General features: G+C 73.8%; 13 protein-coding genes. 5 read left to right on the forward strand and 8 right to left on the reverse strand.

Features of this window, described 5'->3' with window-relative positions; genetic code table 11:
- From AC0I8G_RS25435 to AC0I8G_RS25455, 5 genes are all read left to right on the forward strand, one after another.
- On the forward strand, window positions 1-181 hold a 181-nt coding region (locus AC0I8G_RS25435), incomplete at its 5' end, for a hypothetical protein (RefSeq protein WP_471732438.1).
- A gap of 136 nt (window positions 182-317) precedes the next feature.
- Window positions 318-1,370, forward strand: coding sequence for a 3-oxoacyl-ACP synthase III (locus AC0I8G_RS25440; RefSeq protein WP_380161836.1), 1,053 nt, complete (start codon window positions 318-320; stop codon window positions 1,368-1,370).
- A complete protein-coding gene (locus AC0I8G_RS25445; protein WP_471732439.1) occupies window positions 1,367-4,084 on the forward strand; it encodes an alpha/beta fold hydrolase in 2,718 nt (905 codons plus the stop codon). The genes AC0I8G_RS25440 and AC0I8G_RS25445 overlap by 4 nt, the downstream gene beginning before the upstream one ends.
- Window positions 4,081-5,058: an NAD-dependent epimerase/dehydratase family protein gene (locus AC0I8G_RS25450; protein ID WP_471732440.1), complete on the forward strand. Its 978-nt coding sequence runs from the start codon at window positions 4,081-4,083 to the stop codon at window positions 5,056-5,058. The genes AC0I8G_RS25445 and AC0I8G_RS25450 overlap by 4 nt, the downstream gene beginning before the upstream one ends.
- Before the next feature lie 10 nt (window positions 5,059-5,068).
- On the forward strand, window positions 5,069-6,301 hold the full coding sequence (locus tag AC0I8G_RS25455) for an App1 family protein (RefSeq protein ID WP_380262559.1): 1,233 nt from the start codon (window positions 5,069-5,071) through the stop codon (window positions 6,299-6,301).
- A gap of 383 nt (window positions 6,302-6,684) precedes the next feature.
- Here the strand turns inward: AC0I8G_RS25455 and AC0I8G_RS25460 are convergent, their stop codons facing one another.
- The 8 genes from AC0I8G_RS25460 to AC0I8G_RS25495 form a co-directional block, all read right to left on the reverse strand.
- Window positions 6,685-8,514, reverse strand: a complete 1,830-nt coding sequence (locus AC0I8G_RS25460) for a sensor domain-containing protein (protein WP_471732441.1) — start codon at window positions 8,512-8,514, stop codon at window positions 6,685-6,687.
- Between the two features lie 128 nt (window positions 8,515-8,642).
- Window positions 8,643-8,879: a carbon storage regulator CsrA gene (gene csrA, locus AC0I8G_RS25465; protein WP_328291669.1), complete on the reverse strand. Its 237-nt coding sequence runs from the start codon at window positions 8,877-8,879 to the stop codon at window positions 8,643-8,645.
- 187 nt (window positions 8,880-9,066) lie between these two features.
- Window positions 9,067-9,312 (reverse strand): hypothetical protein, encoded by a 246-nt coding sequence (locus AC0I8G_RS25470; protein WP_471732442.1) that lies wholly within the window; start codon window positions 9,310-9,312, stop codon window positions 9,067-9,069.
- The gene (locus AC0I8G_RS25475) at window positions 9,309-10,037 is read right to left on the reverse strand and encodes a PilZ domain-containing protein (protein WP_471732443.1); all 729 of its coding nucleotides are present in this window, start codon (window positions 10,035-10,037) and stop codon (window positions 9,309-9,311) included. Before AC0I8G_RS25475 ends, AC0I8G_RS25470 begins: the two co-directional genes overlap by 4 nt.
- Window positions 10,038-10,107: 70 nt before the next feature.
- Window positions 10,108-12,537: a hypothetical protein gene (locus AC0I8G_RS25480; protein ID WP_471732444.1), complete on the reverse strand. Its 2,430-nt coding sequence runs from the start codon at window positions 12,535-12,537 to the stop codon at window positions 10,108-10,110.
- Window positions 12,538-12,547: 10 nt separating this feature from the next.
- Complete coding sequence (flhA, locus tag AC0I8G_RS25485; RefSeq protein ID WP_471732445.1) at window positions 12,548-14,602, reverse strand: flagellar biosynthesis protein FlhA; 2,055 nt, start codon at window positions 14,600-14,602, stop codon at window positions 12,548-12,550.
- Window positions 14,603-14,828: 226 nt separating this feature from the next.
- Window positions 14,829-15,218, reverse strand: coding sequence for a response regulator (locus AC0I8G_RS25490; protein ID WP_471732446.1), 390 nt, complete (start codon window positions 15,216-15,218; stop codon window positions 14,829-14,831).
- Between the two features lie 89 nt (window positions 15,219-15,307).
- Window positions 15,308-17,147 (reverse strand): sensor histidine kinase (locus AC0I8G_RS25495; protein WP_471732447.1); only part of this gene is annotated, 1,840 nt, incomplete at its 5' end.

Genomic DNA, 17,147 nt, shown 5'->3' on the forward strand with positions numbered 1-17,147 from the left:
GCCGCTGGCGGTTCGGCGGGAGGAGCTGGGGGCGGCACTGGAGGTGGTGGAGCGGGCCTGCTTCGCCCGGCGGGTGCCGTCGCGGGCGGAACTGGAGGGGGCGGTCGCGACGTTGGAACGGGCGTCGTCCACGGTGCTGGCGGCGGCTCGGGTCGCGGGCTCGACGGGTGCTCGGGGGTGACCTCGGCGAGCGCGGCGTTCGTCGGCGGTTAACCTGAGTGCCCGCCGCGCGGGTGGCCTGCTGCCAGCCGGTGGACGGTGCACCGGGCACGGCGACCCACCGCCGCGCGGCCGACGACTCTGGATCGGGGAAGCCCTTGTACGACCCTTCTGCCTCGGACCGCGCGTTCCACGGGAACGCGACGTTCGCGCCGGCCAACGCCGCCCTGCTGTCGATCTCGCACGTCGAGGCGCCCCGGGTGGTGCCCTCGTCGTACTTCGACGACGTGCTGTCGGGGACGCTGGAGCGGTTGCGCCTGCGCCCCGGACTGCTGGAGAAGGTCGCGGGGGTGAGTGAGCGCCGCTGGTGGGCGGACGGTCAGAAGGCCTCCGACGTGGCCGCGGAGTGCGGCGCGAAGGCGCTCTCGGAGGCCGGGGTCGACGCGAAGGACGTCGGGGTGGTCATCTCCACGACGGTGACGCGCCCGCACCTGGAACCGGCGGTGGCGACGTCGGTGCACCACGGGATGGACCTGCCGACGTCGGCGATGAACTTCGACATCGCCAACGCGTGCCTGGCGTGGGTCAACGGGGTGCAGGTGGCCTCGGCGATGATCGACGCGGGGATGATCCGCTACGCGGTGGTGCTGGGCGCGGAGGACGTGCGCTCCATGCACGAGGGGACGATCTCGCGGTTGCAGCGCGACGGGATCACCCGCAAGGACTTCCTCAACGAGTTCGCGACGATGACGCTGGGCTGCGGTGCGGCGGCGGCGGTCATCGGCCGCGCGGACGAGCACCCGCAGGCGCACCGGATCGTCGGTGGGGTGTCGCGGGCGGGCACGGCCCACCACGAGCTGTGCATCGGGGACATGAACCACATGAAGACCGACGCGAAGCTGATGCTGACCGAGGGCATCGAGATCGTCGTGGACGCCTTCAACGCCGGTGACGAGCTGTGGGGCTGGCGCGACGCGGAGAAGTTCGTCATCCACCAGATCTCCCGCGTGCACACCGAGACCCTGGTGGAGCGGATCGGCGTGGACGCGGCGAAGGTGCCGATGACGTTCCCGCAGTGGGGCAACGTCGGTCCGATCTCGCTGCCGATGACGTTGGCGGCGACGGCGCCGGAGCTGTCCCCCGGCGACCGGGTGATCGCGATGGGTGTGGGTTCGGGGTTGAACACGGCGATGATCGAGTTGGAGTGGTGAAGAACGCTGTGCGGCCGGCGGTGACCCCGCCGGCCGGTCTGGAGGGTCTCGACCCGCGCTGGTCCCGTCTCGTGGAGGCGGTCGACCACGCGGGGGTGACGCGGACCTGGCACGTGCTCGACACCGCTCCCGACGCGGGACCGGACGACGTCGTGGGGACGTTGCTGTGCGTGCACGGCAACCCGACGTGGTCCTACCTGTGGCGCGGGCTGGCGCGGGCCGCCTCTGCGGTGCACCTGGGGTGGCGCGTCGTCGCGGTGGACCAGCTGGAGATGGGTTTCTCGGAGCGCACGGAGACGACCCGTCGTCTCGCGGACCGGGTCGAGGACCTCGCCGGGCTCGTGGACGCGCTGGGGTTGTCGGGTCAGGTCGTGGCCGTGGGGCACGACTGGGGCGGTCTCGTCGTCTCCGGCTGGGCCGCGGGTGAACTCTCCCGCCGCGGGGGCCGGCACGGGTCGGGCTCGCGGGTGAGGCTGGCGGGGCTGGTCGTGGCGAACACGGCGGCGAGCTGGCCGGCCGGTGCGGGTGCGCCGGGGGTCCTGAAGCTCGTCATGCGCCCGGGGCTGCTGGCGGGCGTGACGTCGCGCACGGACGCGTTCCTGCGCACGACGCTGTCCCTGCCGCGCCCCGCGCTCCCGGCGCCGGTGAAGGCGGCGTACCGCTCCCCCTACGCCCACGCCGGTGAGCGGGCCGGGATCGAGGCGTTCGTCGCGGACGTCCCGGTGGGTCCCGACCACCCCAGTCGTGCCGCGCTGGACGCCGTCAGCGACGGGGTCGCGGCGATCGCCGCGGCCGGGGTCCCGACGTTCGTGGCGTGGGGTCCGCGCGACCCGGTGTTCACCGAGTGGTTCCTGCGCGACTGGCGGGCCCGCGTGCCGCACGCCGACGTGCACCGCTTCGCCACCGCCAGCCACCTCACCCCGGAGGACCCGCAGTTCCCGGCCGCGGTGCTGCGGTGGCTGGACGAACGGGTCCTGCACCCCGCCCCGCAGCCCGGAGACGGGGACGCGCAGGTCGAGGTGCGGGTGCCGCGGATGTGGGCCGCACTGGAGGAACGGGGCGGGGACCCGGCGCTCGCCGACTCCCCCGCCGTCATCGAGATGTCGGAGCACGGCACGTCGCGCAGCGTTCCCTGGGGCCTGCTGAAGCGCCGCACCGACGAACTCGCCGCGGGCTTCACCGCGATGGGGGTCGTTGCGGGGCAACGGGTCTCACTGCTCGTCCCGCCGGGCGCGGACCTGACGGCGACGCTGTACGCGCTGCTGCGCATCGGGGCGGTCGCCGTCGTGGCGGACGCGGGGCTGGGGGTGCGCGGGTTGTCGCGCGCCGTCACCGGCGCCGGGGTCGACTGGGTCGTGGGCGTCTCGAAGGCCCTCGCCGCGGCCCGGGTGCTGCGCTGGCCCGGTCGCCGGATCGCGGCCGGGGAGATCTCCGACGCCACCCTGAAGGTGCTCGGGGTCGAGGCGACGTTGCTGGAGGTCGCGCGGGCCGGGGCGCACCGCCTCGCCGCGGGCTTCGAACTGCCCGCCGAGCCGTCGCCGCAGGCGGAGGCCGCGGTGCTCTTCACCTCCGGCTCCACCGGCCCCGCGAAGGGTGTCGTCTACACCCACGGCCAGCTGGCGCAGCTCGCGCAGGCGATGGGCCGCACCATCCGCACCGGTCCCGGCCAGCCGCTGGTGTCGGCGTTCGCCCCGTTCGCGCTGTTCGGGCCCGCGCTGGGTGCGACGTGCGTGGTCCCCGCGATGGACGTCACCCGGCCGGCGACGCTGACGGCGGCCGCGCTGGCCGACGCCGTCGCCGCGGCCGCCGCGACGTCGGTGTTCCTCGCCCCCGCGGCCATCGTCAACGTCCTCGCCACCGCCGCGCAGCTGAGCGCCGCCCAGCGCGAGGCGCTGGCTGGGGTGGACACCCTGCTCTCCGCCGGGGCGCCCGTCCCGACGCCGCTGCTGCAGCGGGTCCAGGACCTCATGCCGCTGGCCGACCCGCGCACCCCCTACGGCGCTACCGAGGTGCTGCCCGCCACCGACGTCGGCCTCTCCGACGTCCTGGCCGCCGGTCCCGGTGAAGGCATCTGCGTGGGCACTCCCGTGGAGGGGGTCGTTGTCGCGATCGCACCCCTCGACGGGGACGGGCACGCGGGGGTCGACCTCGTCACCACCGCCGGAGTCGTGGGGGAGGTCGTCGTCGGCGGTGAGCACGTCAAGGACCACTACGACCAGCTGTGGTTCACCCAGGCCGCCAGCGTCGACGTCCGTCCCTCCCCGACGCTGCTCGGGCAGGTCCGGCCGGGGCGCTGGCACCGCACCGGTGACGTCGGCCACCTCGACGCCGCCGGGCGGGTCTGGATCGAGGGGCGCCTGGCCCACGTCGTCGTGAGCGCCGACGAGGTCGTCACCCCCGTCGGGGTGGAGCAGCGGGCGGAGTCCGTCCCGGGCGTCGCGCGGGCCGCGTTCGTGGGGATCGGGCCGCGCGCCGCGCGCCAGTTCGTCGTCGTCGCCGAGGGTGAGGGCGACGTCGCGGTGACCCGCACGACGGTCGCCGACCCCGGGCTGTCGGAATCCGTGCGCGCCGCGACCGGGCGCAACCTGGTCGCGCTGCTGCTGGTCCCGGCGCTGCCGACCGACGTGCGCCACAACTCCAAGATCGACCGGGCCCGGGTGGGTACCTGGGCCGAGAGCGTCCTCGCGGGCGAGAAGGCGGGAAAGCTCACGTGAAGGTCCTCGTGACCGGGGCCAGCGGCATGCTGGGCCGGGAGACCGCGCGGGCCCTGGCCGCCCGCGGTGAGGACGTCCGCGTCCTGCAGCGCCGACCGTCCGGGCTGGCCGGCTTCGAGGAGGTCCTCGGATCCGTCACCGATGCCGACGCGTGCGCCCGCGCCGTGGCCGGGGTCGACGCCGTCGTGCACCTCGCGGCGAAGGTGTCGGTCACCGGCCCGCACCCCGAGTACGTCGCCACCAACGTCGAGGGCACCGCGAACCTGCTCGCCGCGGCCCGCACCGCGGGGGTCTCCCGCTTCGTCATGGTGTCCTCACCCTCCGTCGCCCACGCCGGGTCCGCGCTCGTGGGGGTCGGGACGACGCCCGCGGACCCGGCCGCTGCGCACGGCTCCTACGCCGTGACCAAGGCCCAGGCGGAACTGCTCGCCCTGGCCGCGGACTTCCCCACCTTCGCGGTGTGCGCGGTCCGCCCGCACATCGTGCTGGGCCCCGGGGACACCCAGCTCGTGCAGCGCATCGCCGACCGCGCCCGCGCGGGCCGGTTGCCGCTGCTGGACGACGGGGCCGCCCTCATCGACACCACCTACGTCGACAACGCCGTGGACGCGCTCCTCGCGGCGCTGGACCACGTCACCGACGCGGGCGTGCACGGACAGGCGTTCGTCGTCACCAACGGCGAGCCCCGCACCGTCAGCGAGGTCTTCGCCCGCATCTGCCGCGCCGCGGGGGTCCCCGCCCCGACCCGGCGGGTCCCCGCCGCCGTCGCGAAGGTCGCAGGCTCGCTCGTGGAACGGGTCTGGACGCGGTTCGGGCTGCCCGACGAGCCGCCCATGACCCGGTTCCTCGCCGAGCAGCTCTCCACCGCGCACTGGTTCGACATCGCCCGCACGAAGGAGCTGCTGCACTGGGAACCGCGGGTCGGCCTCGACGAGGGCTTCGACCGCCTCGCCGGAGGTTTCCCCGCCCGTTAGGGTCCACCAGGTGATCAACCGACCCGCTCTCACCGGCGCACAGCGACGGGCCCGGCGTGTCGCGGAGGCACGACGCGACCTCGAGGAGCTCCGCTCCCTCGACCTCGCCGCCCGCCCCGGGGAGCACGGCCTGCACCGCGCCGCCCGCATCGAGGACGCCGTGAAGGGTCTCGCCGGGTCGCGGCTGCGGCGGCGGGGCTACCACGCCCGCGCCATCGCCTACCCCGGCTACGGCGGTCCCGGCTGGGTCCGCGTCCTCGGGCGGGTCCTGCTGGGCCGGGAGGAGACCCCGGCCGAGAACGCCCGCGACGGTCTGCGGGTCGTGCGCGGCTGGCGCAACTTCCTCACCGTCCCCATCGCCGACGCCGAGGTGACGGTGCGCATCGGGGAGCACGAGCGCCTCCTGCGCACCAACCGCGAGGGCTACGTCGACGAGGTCGTCCGCATCGACCTGCCCCCGGGTGAGCACGAGGTCGTCCTCACCGTCGGCCCCGACGCCGGGGACGCCGGCGACGAGACCGCGGAGGACGTCGAACTCGTCGAGGACGACACCGAGGGCGGTGCGGAACTGCCGCCGCAGAACGTGTTGCGCCACTCCGGCACCTCACGGGTCATCGTCGTGGGTCCCGAACCGACGCTCGGGCTGCTCTCCGACATCGACGACACCGTCGTCGTGACCCGCCTGCCGCGTCCCCTGGTGGCGGCCTGGAACTCCTTCGTCCTGGACGAACGGGCCCGGGTCCCGGTCAACGGGATGGCCGAGCTGTACCGCCAGGTCGTGGCCGAGAACCCCGGCGCACCGGTGCTGTACCTCTCGACCGGGGCGTGGAACGTCGCACCCACCCTCACCCGGTTCCTGCGCCGCTTCGGCTATCCCGAGGGCCCGCTGCTGCTGACCGATTGGGGTCCCACCAACACCGGCTGGTTCCGCGACGGGCCCGGGCACAAGCGGGAGTCGCTGGCCCGCCTCGCCCGGGAGCTGCCGCAGGTGACGTGGCTGCTGGTGGGGGACGACGGCCAGCACGACCCGACGCTGTACGCGGAGTTCCTCGCCGCGGCCCCCGAGCGCGTGGCCGGGGTCGCGATCCGTCGCCTCACCCCCGCCGAGCAGCTGCTCGCCGGTGGGCACCCGCTGGCCCCGACCGCGATGCCGGCGGACTCCCCCGTCCCCTGGGTGACCGGGGACAACGGCTACGAACTGCTGCACCACTGGTACCGGGCGGGGATCCTCACCGCCCCCTGACGGGGACGAGGAACGGGAACGACGAAGGCCGGCCCCCGTGACGGGGACCGGCCTTCGTGGTGGAGCTCAGAGCTGGATGCGGCGCGGGTTCGCGACGGTGGTCAGCTCGATCTCGCGGACGTCGATCACGACGTCGTTGGTGCCGTTGCGCGTGCTGCTGTCGTTCATCTCACGACCTCCTCGTTCAGGACGGTGCCTCTGGTCGACCACAGACGACACTGTCTTCACCGAGCGGTGGCGGGTCTCACCCCAGGATGGCCGATCAGCCCGGGCAGGGGAATCCCGCGCTGAGCCGATCGGGGGTGAGGTTCATCACGCGGTGACCGAACGCACCCGGATGCCGCCTCGGAACGCCGTCTCAGTCACCGCGACGTGACACAGTGTCACGCCGCGCGCCAGCACCCCCGTCCCGCCGCCTTCGCCCGGTACATCGCGCGGTCCGCCGCACGCAGCAGCTCCTCGGGGCCGAGTTCCCCGTCGGTGCGGGCGGCGCCGATGCTGGCGCTGACCGTGACCGTCCGGACCCCCAGGTCGACGGGGATGCTGAGGCGTTCGCAGACCCGGTCCGCGATCGACGACAACGCCTTGGCGTCGGCGACGTCCTCGCAGACCAGGACGAACTCGTCACCACCGATGCGGGCGGCCATGTCGCCGGCCCGCAGCAGCCCCCGCAGCCGGTCGGCGACGTCGGCGAGCAACGCGTCCCCGGCGGCGTGACCGAGGTTGTCGTTGACGTCCTTGAAGTGGTCGAGGTCGACGAAGAGCACCGCGCAGCCCCCGCCGCGGCGCCGGGTCCGCGAGATCGCCGTCCGCAGCTGGTCCTCGGCCTTGGCTCGGTTGGGCAGCCCCGTCAGCGGGTCGTGCAGGGCGGCGTGCTCGAGCTGCTCGGCCTCGCGCTTGCGGGCGGTGACGTCCTCGACGAAGGCGAGGAAGGCCGGCTCTCCGGAGCTGCTGGAGGTCAGCGACAGCGAGATCTGACCCCACACCACCTTGCCGCTGGGCAGCTCGTAGCGCCGCTCGCGGTGCACGACCTCGACCGCGCCGGAGACCAGCGCCTCCAGCTCGGCGGCGGCGCGGGCGTGCTCGTCGCGTTCCTCCGCGCTGGGGCGGGCGCCCTCGGTGGGGCCGGCGGGGTCGAGGAACTGCCCCGCCGGGGCGCCGATCAGTTCCGCGGTGTCGCGTTCCCAGAAGGTGCAGAGCGCGTCGTTGACCTCGCTGACCCAGCCCTCCAGACCGAAGAGCAGCATCCCGACGGGCCCGCGGGCGAAGATCTCGTGGAAGCGTCGTTCTGAGCCGGCGAGCGCGTCCATCGTCGTGATCGTCTCGGTGAGGTCCTGGGCGATGCCGACGACGCGCACCGGGATCCCGACGGCGGAACGGTCGGAGACGGTGGACCGGGTGTGCACCCACCGGTCACCGCCGTAGCCGTCGACGACGCGGTAGGTGCACTCGACGATCTCGCCCGTACCCGCACCTCCCAGGCACTCCAGGGCCCGCACGACGCCCGGGGCGTCGTCGGGGTGGATCGCGTCCAGCGCGCCGTCGCCGTCGGCGCTGGGCAGCCCCAGCAGCGAGGCCGGTCCGGCGTTGGTCCACTCCACGACCCGCTGCGGCAGGTTGATGCGGTAGATCGTGTCGGGGCTGGCGGCGATCACCGCGTCCTGGCGGGCCAGCAGCGTGCGCAGCTGCTGGCGGGTCGCGCGTTCGACGGTCACGTCGCGCACGACGAGGACGGCCCCGCCGCCCGCCTCACCGGTGGTGGAGGCGTGCACGTGGGCGACCAGCAGCTGGCCGTCGGAACGGGCGACGTCGACGTCCACGTCGAGGTCGCCGCTGCGGATCGCGCTCAGCACGTCGAGGCCGGTGGGCATCGCCCCGGACAGCACGGCCCGCTGGGCGGGCGTCAGGTCGTCGTGGGCGTCGCGGTCGTCGTGCCCGTGCCCCTGCCCGTGGCCCTCGGCCTCGGCCTCGGCCTCGGGGAGGAGGACGACGGAGAGTCCCAGCCACCACTGCAGCCGGTTCCGGCCGAGGAGGTCCTCCGCGCTGACGCCCAGCATGCGGGTCAGGCCGTGGGTGACGTGGACGAGCCGGCCGTCCGCGTCCAGCACCGCGAGGGCCAGCCCGGAGCGCTCCATGGCCGTGGCCAGGACCGGGCCGGGCAGCACCGGGGGTGCCGTGACGTCCGACGTGTTCGTGGACGGCGCCGCCGTCATCGCTCCACCCCCACCGTTGGCCACCGGACCACGGGAGGTCAGCAGCTCTCACGGTGCTTTCGGTCCTTCGACGCTCCCCCTTGAGGGTTGCGTGGGCCGGACGGGTGAGCTCTCCTCGGAGCGGGGGCTCAGGCGCCCGCGCGCCGGACGATGCCCCGCAGGGCGGAGATCGCCTCCTCGGAGGCGGCGGCGGCGGCGATGTTGGCCTCGCGGACCGCTTCGTAGACCTCCTGGCGGTGCACCTGCACGTCGCGGGGCGCGTCGATGCCGACGCGGACGACGTCACCTCTCACCTCGAGGACGCGCACGACGACCTCGTCGCCGATGACCACGGATTCCCCGGCCTTGCGCGTCAGGACCAGCATGGGGCCCAGCATAGGTGACGAAACGTGTTCGTCCATGTCGTTCTAGTGACAGATTTCCGCAGCCTGGCGCGGACCCCACCCGTCACACCCGTCTCAGCCGGTGCGGAAACGTTCCGGAAACACCCGACGCCCGCTCCGCGGTGCGGAACGGGCGTCGAGTGGTCTCCAGCGGTGGGCGGAGCGGGCCTCAGAAGTCGTTGCGGCGACGGCCCGGCAGACCGTCGACGTCCTCCGCCTCGGGGTGGGGGGCGTTCTCGGCCTGTTCCTGGTACCCCCGGACCAGTCCGCGCAGGACGCGGCCCGCGACGGTGCTGACCAGCAGGGCCAGGACCAGGTGCAGCAGGGCGGTGTCGACGTCGCCGGTGCCCTGCAGGGCGGCCAGCACGGACGGTCCGGCCAGCAGCAGGCTGACGGCCAGCACGATCGCGGTCATCGGTCTCCTCCACGGCGTTGCCTGATCTGGGTCTGCATGACGAAGCGGCGCAAGCGGTCCGCGGCGGGCACCGGCTCGCTGAAGGCGACGACGACCTCGACGAGGTCGGGGTCGAGGGAGTCCAGCGAGCGGACCACCTGACCGACCTGGTCGAGCGGGGCGCCGTCGAGCTCGAAGGACATCCGCACCAGCCGCCCCAGTCGCAGCCAGGAACCGCCCCGCACGGACAGCGCCGACCCGCCCTCGCTGAGGTCCACCAGGTGGCCCTCCAGCAGGGGCTCGACCACACCGTCGGCGAGGTCGGCCTCGCGCTGCAGGGGGTCGCCCTCCACCGGGGAGAGCCGGACCGACCCGGAGGCCGGGACCCGGGCGTAGCGGCGACGCTGTTCGACCACGACCTCGCTGGAGGGCGCCAGGTCCCAGGCCGAGACCCGGCGACGGACGACCTCGGCGATCAGGAACTCCTGCCGGCTCTGGCCGCGCGCCCCCGCCCAGGCGACCGTCACGGGCAGCCCGGGGGCCACCACGTGCAGGTCACCGCGGAAACTCGGTGCCGCGACCACGAGACTGCCCTCGTGGGCGTCCTCGACCCGCGTGGGGAGCCGGATGAGGTCCCCACCGAAGGTGTCCGGCATCTGCAGCTCCACCCAGACCCGGTGGTTGAGGCCGGGCCACTGCGCGGCGGCGCGGCTCAGCTCCGCCCCCGGAGCAGCACGTCTGGCCATGGGCTCTGTCGTTCTCCGGTTCTGGTCTCGAGGGATCGAGCGACGGGTTGAGTTCGTGAACCGTTGCGGCTCAACGCATCCCGTGGTCGCCCGCGGCGTCGAGGAGCAGACCGGCCCAGGCGCCGGAGGTGGCGGGGCGTCCGTCGAGGAAGCCGACGGGAACGTCGAGGGAGAGGACGTCCAGGGGGTCCGGGCTCTCGGCGGCGCGGTGCACGGCCAGGCGACGGGCGGGCAGCCCGACGGCCTCGAGCGCGCGCAGCAGGCTCGCGACCGCGTGGCTGCGGCGGGTGGCGTCGACGCAGACGACGACGGAGGCGGCACCGATCTCGGCGGCCATGCGGGCGGCGCGCTCGGCGTCGGCCCCGGTGGGACGGGCCGGGATGGCGACGGTGAGCGGGGCGCTCCAGCGCCGGGCCTGGTCCTGACGGGCCGGCAGCTCCTCGGCGGTGATGGTGTTCTGCACGTCGGCACGACCCAGCACCAGCGGCGCCTCGGAACCGACCTCGTCGGCGACGAGCAGCGCGGCGGAGACGACGGCGTCGGCCTCGCCGATGACGACGACCAGCTCACCGGCGCCCACGCGCAGCGGCGCGGGGACCTCGATGTCGCGGGCCAGGCGCAGCACGTCGCCGGTGTCCTGCGGCTCGCGGTACGGCATCCGCGGCTGCGAGGGGCGGTCACTGTAAGTGGTCACCGGTTCACGGTAAGTCAGATCCATGCTCATCGCCTCGTTCTCGTCCCCGTCGCGTGCACTGGTGGGCTGGTAGGTCCGCTCCGCGGTGCGCGGAGACCGGTCGTCCTGCTCGGGGGCGTACTGGCCCGCGAACTCCTGCTGGTAGGCCTGGTCGAAGTCACGAGCCTCGCCGTGGCCGTTGGCCGTTCCGTTCAGCTGGCCGTTGACCTGGCCGTTGGCGGTCCCGTTGACCTGACCGTTGAGCTGGTCGTAGTCGCCGGCCCACTCGCCCCGGCGGTCCTCGGCGAACCGGTCGCCGAACTGGTCACCGAACTGGTCGGCGAACTGGTCGGCGACGGCCGCGGGGCGGCGCAGTTCCGGACGGCGGGCGGGGCCACGGCCCTCCGGCTCACCGCGGCGGCCGACCGGGGTGTTGGCGGCTCCGTTGGCCGCACCGAACTGGTCAGACACGCGATCCTCCGAGCTGCGAACGGTCCGGGTCGAGGCTTCGACCGCGGGGCGACCCGGACGGGGACGAGCGGGCCGCGCAGGCTGCATCGTCACCGAGCGTACATCAGCAGTTACTCCAGTCGCAGGGGATCGTCCGTAGCGGTGACCCTCTCCCCCGGTGCTGGCCGACGAGCGCATCGAGGCCACCGTCGCCGCGAAGGAGTCGCTCTCCGTGGAGATCGGCCGGTGCGGGCGCTGCTGGGACGCGGTGTCCTGACGCGGGTCCTGACGTGCGATCTGGCGCGGGGCCTGACGCGGGTCCTGCGAGCGCCCGGCGGTGAACATGGCCTCGAGGCGGTGGGTGCCCTCGGCGGCGTCGGCGGCGGCGAGGACCTCACCGAGGGAGCGGGCCGGTGCGGTGGTGGCGCCCATGCGGTCGGCCTGGCGGCGACGGACGTCGGCGCGGGCCTCCTCGCGGCGCAGTTCCTGCTCGCGGGCGGCTTCGCGGCGGGCTGTCTCCTGCGCGTGCCGGCGCTCGGTCTCGTGGGCGTGCTGGCGTTCGATCTCCAGTTGGCGCATCCGCTCCTCTTCCAGGGCTCGACGGTCGGCTTCCTGCTGGGCTGCGATCTGCTGGGCGGCGAGCTCCTGCTCGTGGCGCTCGTTCGCGAGGCGTTCCTGCTCGAGGCGCTCGTTCGCGAGGCGTTCCTGCTCGAGGCGCTCGTTCGCGAGGCGTTCCTGCTCGAGGCGCTCGGCGCGCTCGATCTCGGCGCGCTCGATCTCGAGGCGGGCCTCCTCGAGGAGCTGGGCCTCGAACCGCTCGGCGACCAGGTCCTCGTAGCGGTCCTCGGACCGGTCCTCGGTGGGGGCCTCGACCTCGGTGCTGTCACCCGTTTGCGCGATCACACCGACCTCCTCGGCATCCGTCCCGGAAACCTTGAACGGCGCTTCCTGGACGTCGCTGCCGGTGGAGGCGCGGAGCATGTCGAGCAGGCCCTGGCGGGCGGACTCGAAGTCCTCCTCGGGCTGCGCGGCGGGCGGCGTGGCGGTGCCCTGGGGCGCGGCGGGAGCCGGCGCGGGGGTGGCTTCGGCGGCGTCGGCGGCGGCGAGCAGGGCCTCGAAGTCGAGGGACTCGCGTTCCTCCTCCCCCGCCGGGTGGGCGGTGGTGGAGGTGCTGTCCTGCGCGCCGGCTCCGCCGGTCGTGTCGCCGGCCGCGCCGCTGACCGCGTCACCGGCGGTGTCGCCGTCCATCTCGACCGTCACCTCGTAGCGCTCCTTGGAGAAGAAGCCGGCGACGCCGCCGGAGCGGATGCGTTCGGCGCGGACGACGCGGGCGGTCTCGCCGTGGGTCTCACGGACCTGCGTCAGCAGCTCCTGCAAGTCAGAACCTTCAAGAAGCAAGTGCATGGACACCGCTCACCGATCCAACCGTCTCGATCCGGGGGTGGTTGCTCACGTCGTCGTAGGACAGGACGTGCAGGCGGCCCACCGCCGCCTTCAGCAGGCGGCGCAGCGGGGCTCGCAGAGGGGGTGCGCACACGAGGACTGCGCTGATGCCGTGCCCTTCGGCACGTTCGAGGCAGGAACTTGAGGCGGTCACCAGGTGCTCGGCCGTGACGGCGTCCAGGGCCAGGCTCGCGCCGTGCTCACCGGGGCGCAAGGACTCCGCCAGGGTCTGCTCCAGCATCGGGTCCAGGGTGATGACGTGCAGGGTGCCGTCCTGCTCGTGGACGGCCGCGACGGCCGGTCCCAGGGCACGGCGGGCGGACTCGACGAGGCCGTCGAGGTCGGAGCCGGCCTTGGCCTTGAGCGAGAGCGCCTCGAAGATGCGGGCGAGGTCGCGGATGGGGACGGCCTCGTCGAGCATCGCCTGCAGGACGCGCTGGACCTCGCCGAGGGAGAGCGCCGCGGGGGTGAGCTCGTCGACGACGGCCGGGTGGGTGCGCTTGAGGGCCTCCACCAGGGAGCGGACGTCCTCGCGGGAGAGCAGGCGCGAGGCGTGGGTGCGGACCAGTTCCCCGAGGTGGGTGATGAGGACGCTGGCGCGGTCGACGACGGTGGCGCCCATGAGCTGGGCCTGGTGGCGCAGTTCGGCGGGGATCCACTTGCCGGCGAGGCCGAAGACCGGTTCCACGGTGGCCCGTCCGGGGAGGCCGTCGAGGTTGTCGCCCAGGGCGAGGACCTGTCCGGGCGGGGCGGTGCCGCGGGCGACCTCGACGCCGGAGATGCGCACCGCGTAGGTGGACATCGGCAGGTCGAGGGAGTCGCGGGTGCGCACGGGCGGGACGACGAGGCCCAGTTCGAGGGCGATCTTGCGGCGCAGGGCCCGGACGCGTTCGAGCAGGTCGCCACCGCCGGAGGTGTCGACGAGGTCGACGAGGTCGGGGGCCAGGACCACCTCGAGGGGGTCGACCCGCATCTCCTCGAGCAGGTTCTCCGCGGCCTCGTTGGGGTTGACCGGGCCGGGGGCGGAGGCGGCGAGCGCCACGTCGCGGGCGGTGTTGGCGTCGCGGCGGGAGATGCGGGTGGAGGCGACGAAGGCCAGTCCGCCGACGACGAGGAACGGCAGCTTGGGCATGCTCGGGATGAGCGCCAGGACGATCATCGCGCCGCCGGCGATCTGCAGGGCCATCTTCTGCTGCGAGAACTGCCTGATGGCCTCGGTGCCCATGTCGCCGTTGCTGGTGGAGCGGGTGACGATGAGGCCGGTCGCGACGCTCAGCAGCAGCGCGGGCACCTGGCTGACGAGACCGTCACCGATGCTCAGCAGCGCGTACTTGTTGATCGACTCCGCCGGGCCGAGCCCGTGCTGGACCATCCCGATGGCGAACCCGCCGATGAGGTTGATCAGCATGATGATGATGCCGGCGACGGCGTCACCCTTGACGAACTTCGAGCCACCGTCCATGGCGCCGTAGAAGTCGGCCTCGGCGCTGACGTCGGCGCGGCGCTGGCGGGCGGCGGCCTCGTCGATCAGGCCGGCGTTGAGGTCGGCGTCGATGGCCATCTGCTTGCCGGGCATGGCGTCGAGGGTGAAGCGGGCACCGACCTCGGCGACGCGCTCGGCGCCCTTGGTGATGACGACGAACTGGATGACGACCAGGATCAGGAAGATCACCAGGCCGATGACCAGCGAGCCGGAGATCACGAAGTGCCCGAAGGCCTCGATGACCTTGCCGGCGAAGCCGTTGGAGAGCACCAGTCGCGTCGAGGCCACGTTCAGGCCGAGGCGGAAGAGGGTGAGCACCAGGATCAGCGAGGGGAAGACCGAGAAGTCCAGCACCCGCTTGACGAACATCGTCACCAGCAGCGCCATCAGCGACATCGTGATGTTCAACGCGATGAGGAAGTCCAGCATGGCCGCCGGCAGAGGCACGACGAGCAGCAGGACGATGCCGACGACCCCCGCGGGGACCACCAGCTGCGAGAAGTTCGGGAGTCGCACTGCACCGCCTGTTGTTCGCGGTACCCCGTTCGGGGTCCCTCGTCCAGCGGCCCGTCCATGGCCCTGCTGTCAGCCTTCCTGGCTAGTGCCTCCTTCGGCACCGCCCGGGACTTCCTTGAGTCACCCGTCCGGACGCACCCACCCCGGACGACACGAACCCCCGGTCCGGGACGAGACGAACCCCCGGTCCGGGACGGATCGGGGGTTCGTGGGACGGGGTGGTGGCTCACCAGCCGGCGGCGGCCTCGACGCTCGCGGTCAGCGCCTTCTCGATGGCCCCGGCCAGCGCGGAGACGACGAAGGGCTTGGTGAGGTAGATCGCGCCGAGCTCCTCGCCCGCGGCGATGTCCTCGGGACGCACCCGCGCGGAGAGGAAGATCGCGGGCAGGTGGGCGTGCTCGGGCTGGGTCCGCAGGGTGCGCAGGACGTCCAGGCCGGTCATGCCGGGCATCGCGACGTCGAGGACGACGACCTCGGGTGCGCCGCGCTCGGCGATGACGGTCAGCGCCTCCGGCCCCGATCCGGCCGACACGACCCGGTGGCCGAGGCCGCGCAGGCGCAGTTCGACGAGCTGGCGGATGTCCGGGTCGTCCTCGACGACCAGCACTCGGGCCATGGTGGTTCCTCCTGCGGGACCTGGTGATCCAGACGGATCGGGGAAGGTGTGGGACGGACGTCCACCGGCCCCATCGGCAGCCGGGGGCCTCACGTGAGGGCCACCGGGACACCGCTCGCGCCCCAGCGGGGGGCCTGCGCCGACGGGAAGGCGGCCCGCAGGGTCGCCCCACCACCGGGGGTCTCCTCCGCGCTGATGCGCCCGCCGTGGCGCGCCACGATGCGCCGGCAGGTGGCGAGGCCGATGCCGTGGCCGGGGCGCCGCGCGCCGGAGTTCTCGGCGGTGTTCTCGGCGGTGTTCTCGGCGCTGACCGCGACGGCGAACATGGCGAAGACCTGCTCGCGCTGCCCGGGCGGGATGCCGCGGCCGTTGTCGGCGACGGCCAGTTCCCAGCCGCCGCCCGCGAGGTCGCGCACGCGGACCTCGACCCGGCAGGGCCGCTCCGGACTGCGGTAGCGCACCGAGTTGCCGACGAGGTTCTGCAGCAGCTGCCGCAGCAGGACGGGGTCGGCGTGGGCGGTGCGGCTGGTGCCGGTGAGGACGATCTCGGCCTGCACCGCGGTGGCGCCGAGGTCCTCCACGACGTGGGTGAGGACGTCGGAGACGACCACGGGACGCACGTCGAGACCGGTGGAGTCGGCGCGGGCGTGGTCGAGGACGGCCTCGATGAGGCCCTGCATCCGGTGCGCCGCACGCATCGCGGTGGCCAGCCACTCCCGGCCCTCCCCGCCGAGGGCGTCACCGTGGACGTCGAGGACGAGCTCGAGGTAGCCGAGCACGGAGGTCAGGGGCGCGGCGAGGTCGTGGCTGGCGACGGCGGCGAGGTCGCCGAGCTCGTCGTTGGAGCGGCGCAGTTCGGTGACGGCGCAGGCCAGGTCGCGGCCCTGCCGGCGCAGCTGCTCCCCCGCCACCTCGAGCGCGTGGATGCGGGCCCGGTCGGTGGTGATGTCCTGCATGGCCACGACGGCGCCGATGACGCGACCGGCGTGGTCGTGCAGGGCGCGGCCGGTGCACAGGACCCGCACGGGGGTGCGACCCGCAGGGGCGATGACGACCTCGACGTCGCGGACGTGGCCCTCGACCAGCGCCCGCCACAGCGGGGCCTCCTCCGGTACCAGCGGGGTGCGGCCGTCGGCGGCGTGGAGGCCGTGGGCGCGGGCGAACTCGCTCGCGGGCAGGCCCAGGTCGGCGTCGCGGCCGTGCAGGCGCCGGGCCGTGGGGTTGACGACGGTGAGGCGACCGGCCGCGTCGCAGGCGAGAACGCCCACGTCGACGCTGGTGAGCAGCGCCCGGGTGAACTCCTCGCGCGATTCCAGCTCGGTGAGGGTGAGCTCGGCCAGTTCCCGCTGCTCCTCGACCTCGGCGACCAGTCGCTGTTGCTCGCGGTGGCGGCGGTGACCTTCCAGCAGCGCCATGACGACGTCGGCGAGGTCGCGCAGGCGGGCGAGCTGGTCCGGGGTCAGCTCGCGGCGGACGACGTCGAAGACGCAGAGGCTGCCGAGGTGGTGCCCCTCGGCGGTGACCAGCGGGAGCGAGGCGTAGAAGACGACGTCGGCGAAGCGGCCGTCGACCCAGGCGGAGTCGCGGTAGCGCGGGTCGCGCCGGGCGTCGGGGACGTGGACGACCTCGGGGTGGCCGAGGTTGCGCGCGCACAGCGACTCGCTGCGCTCGCTGGGCCCGCCGGCGAACCCGACGGCGGAGAGCTGGCACTGGCGGTGGGCGTCGATGAGGTTGATCGTCGCGGTCGCCACGCCGGCGATCGCGGCGGCGAGGCGGACGACGGCGTCCAGCGCGGGGTCGGCGGGGGTGTCGAGGAGGTCGTAGCCGTGCAGCGCGGCGAGGCGCACGACCTCCAGGCGGTCGACCTCGGGCGGGGCGTGCCGGTCCGCAGCGCAGCCGCGGGTCCGCTGCGCCGGGTGGGCGGGGTGC

The sequence above is a fragment of the Kineococcus sp. AC630 genome (assembly GCF_979255925.1).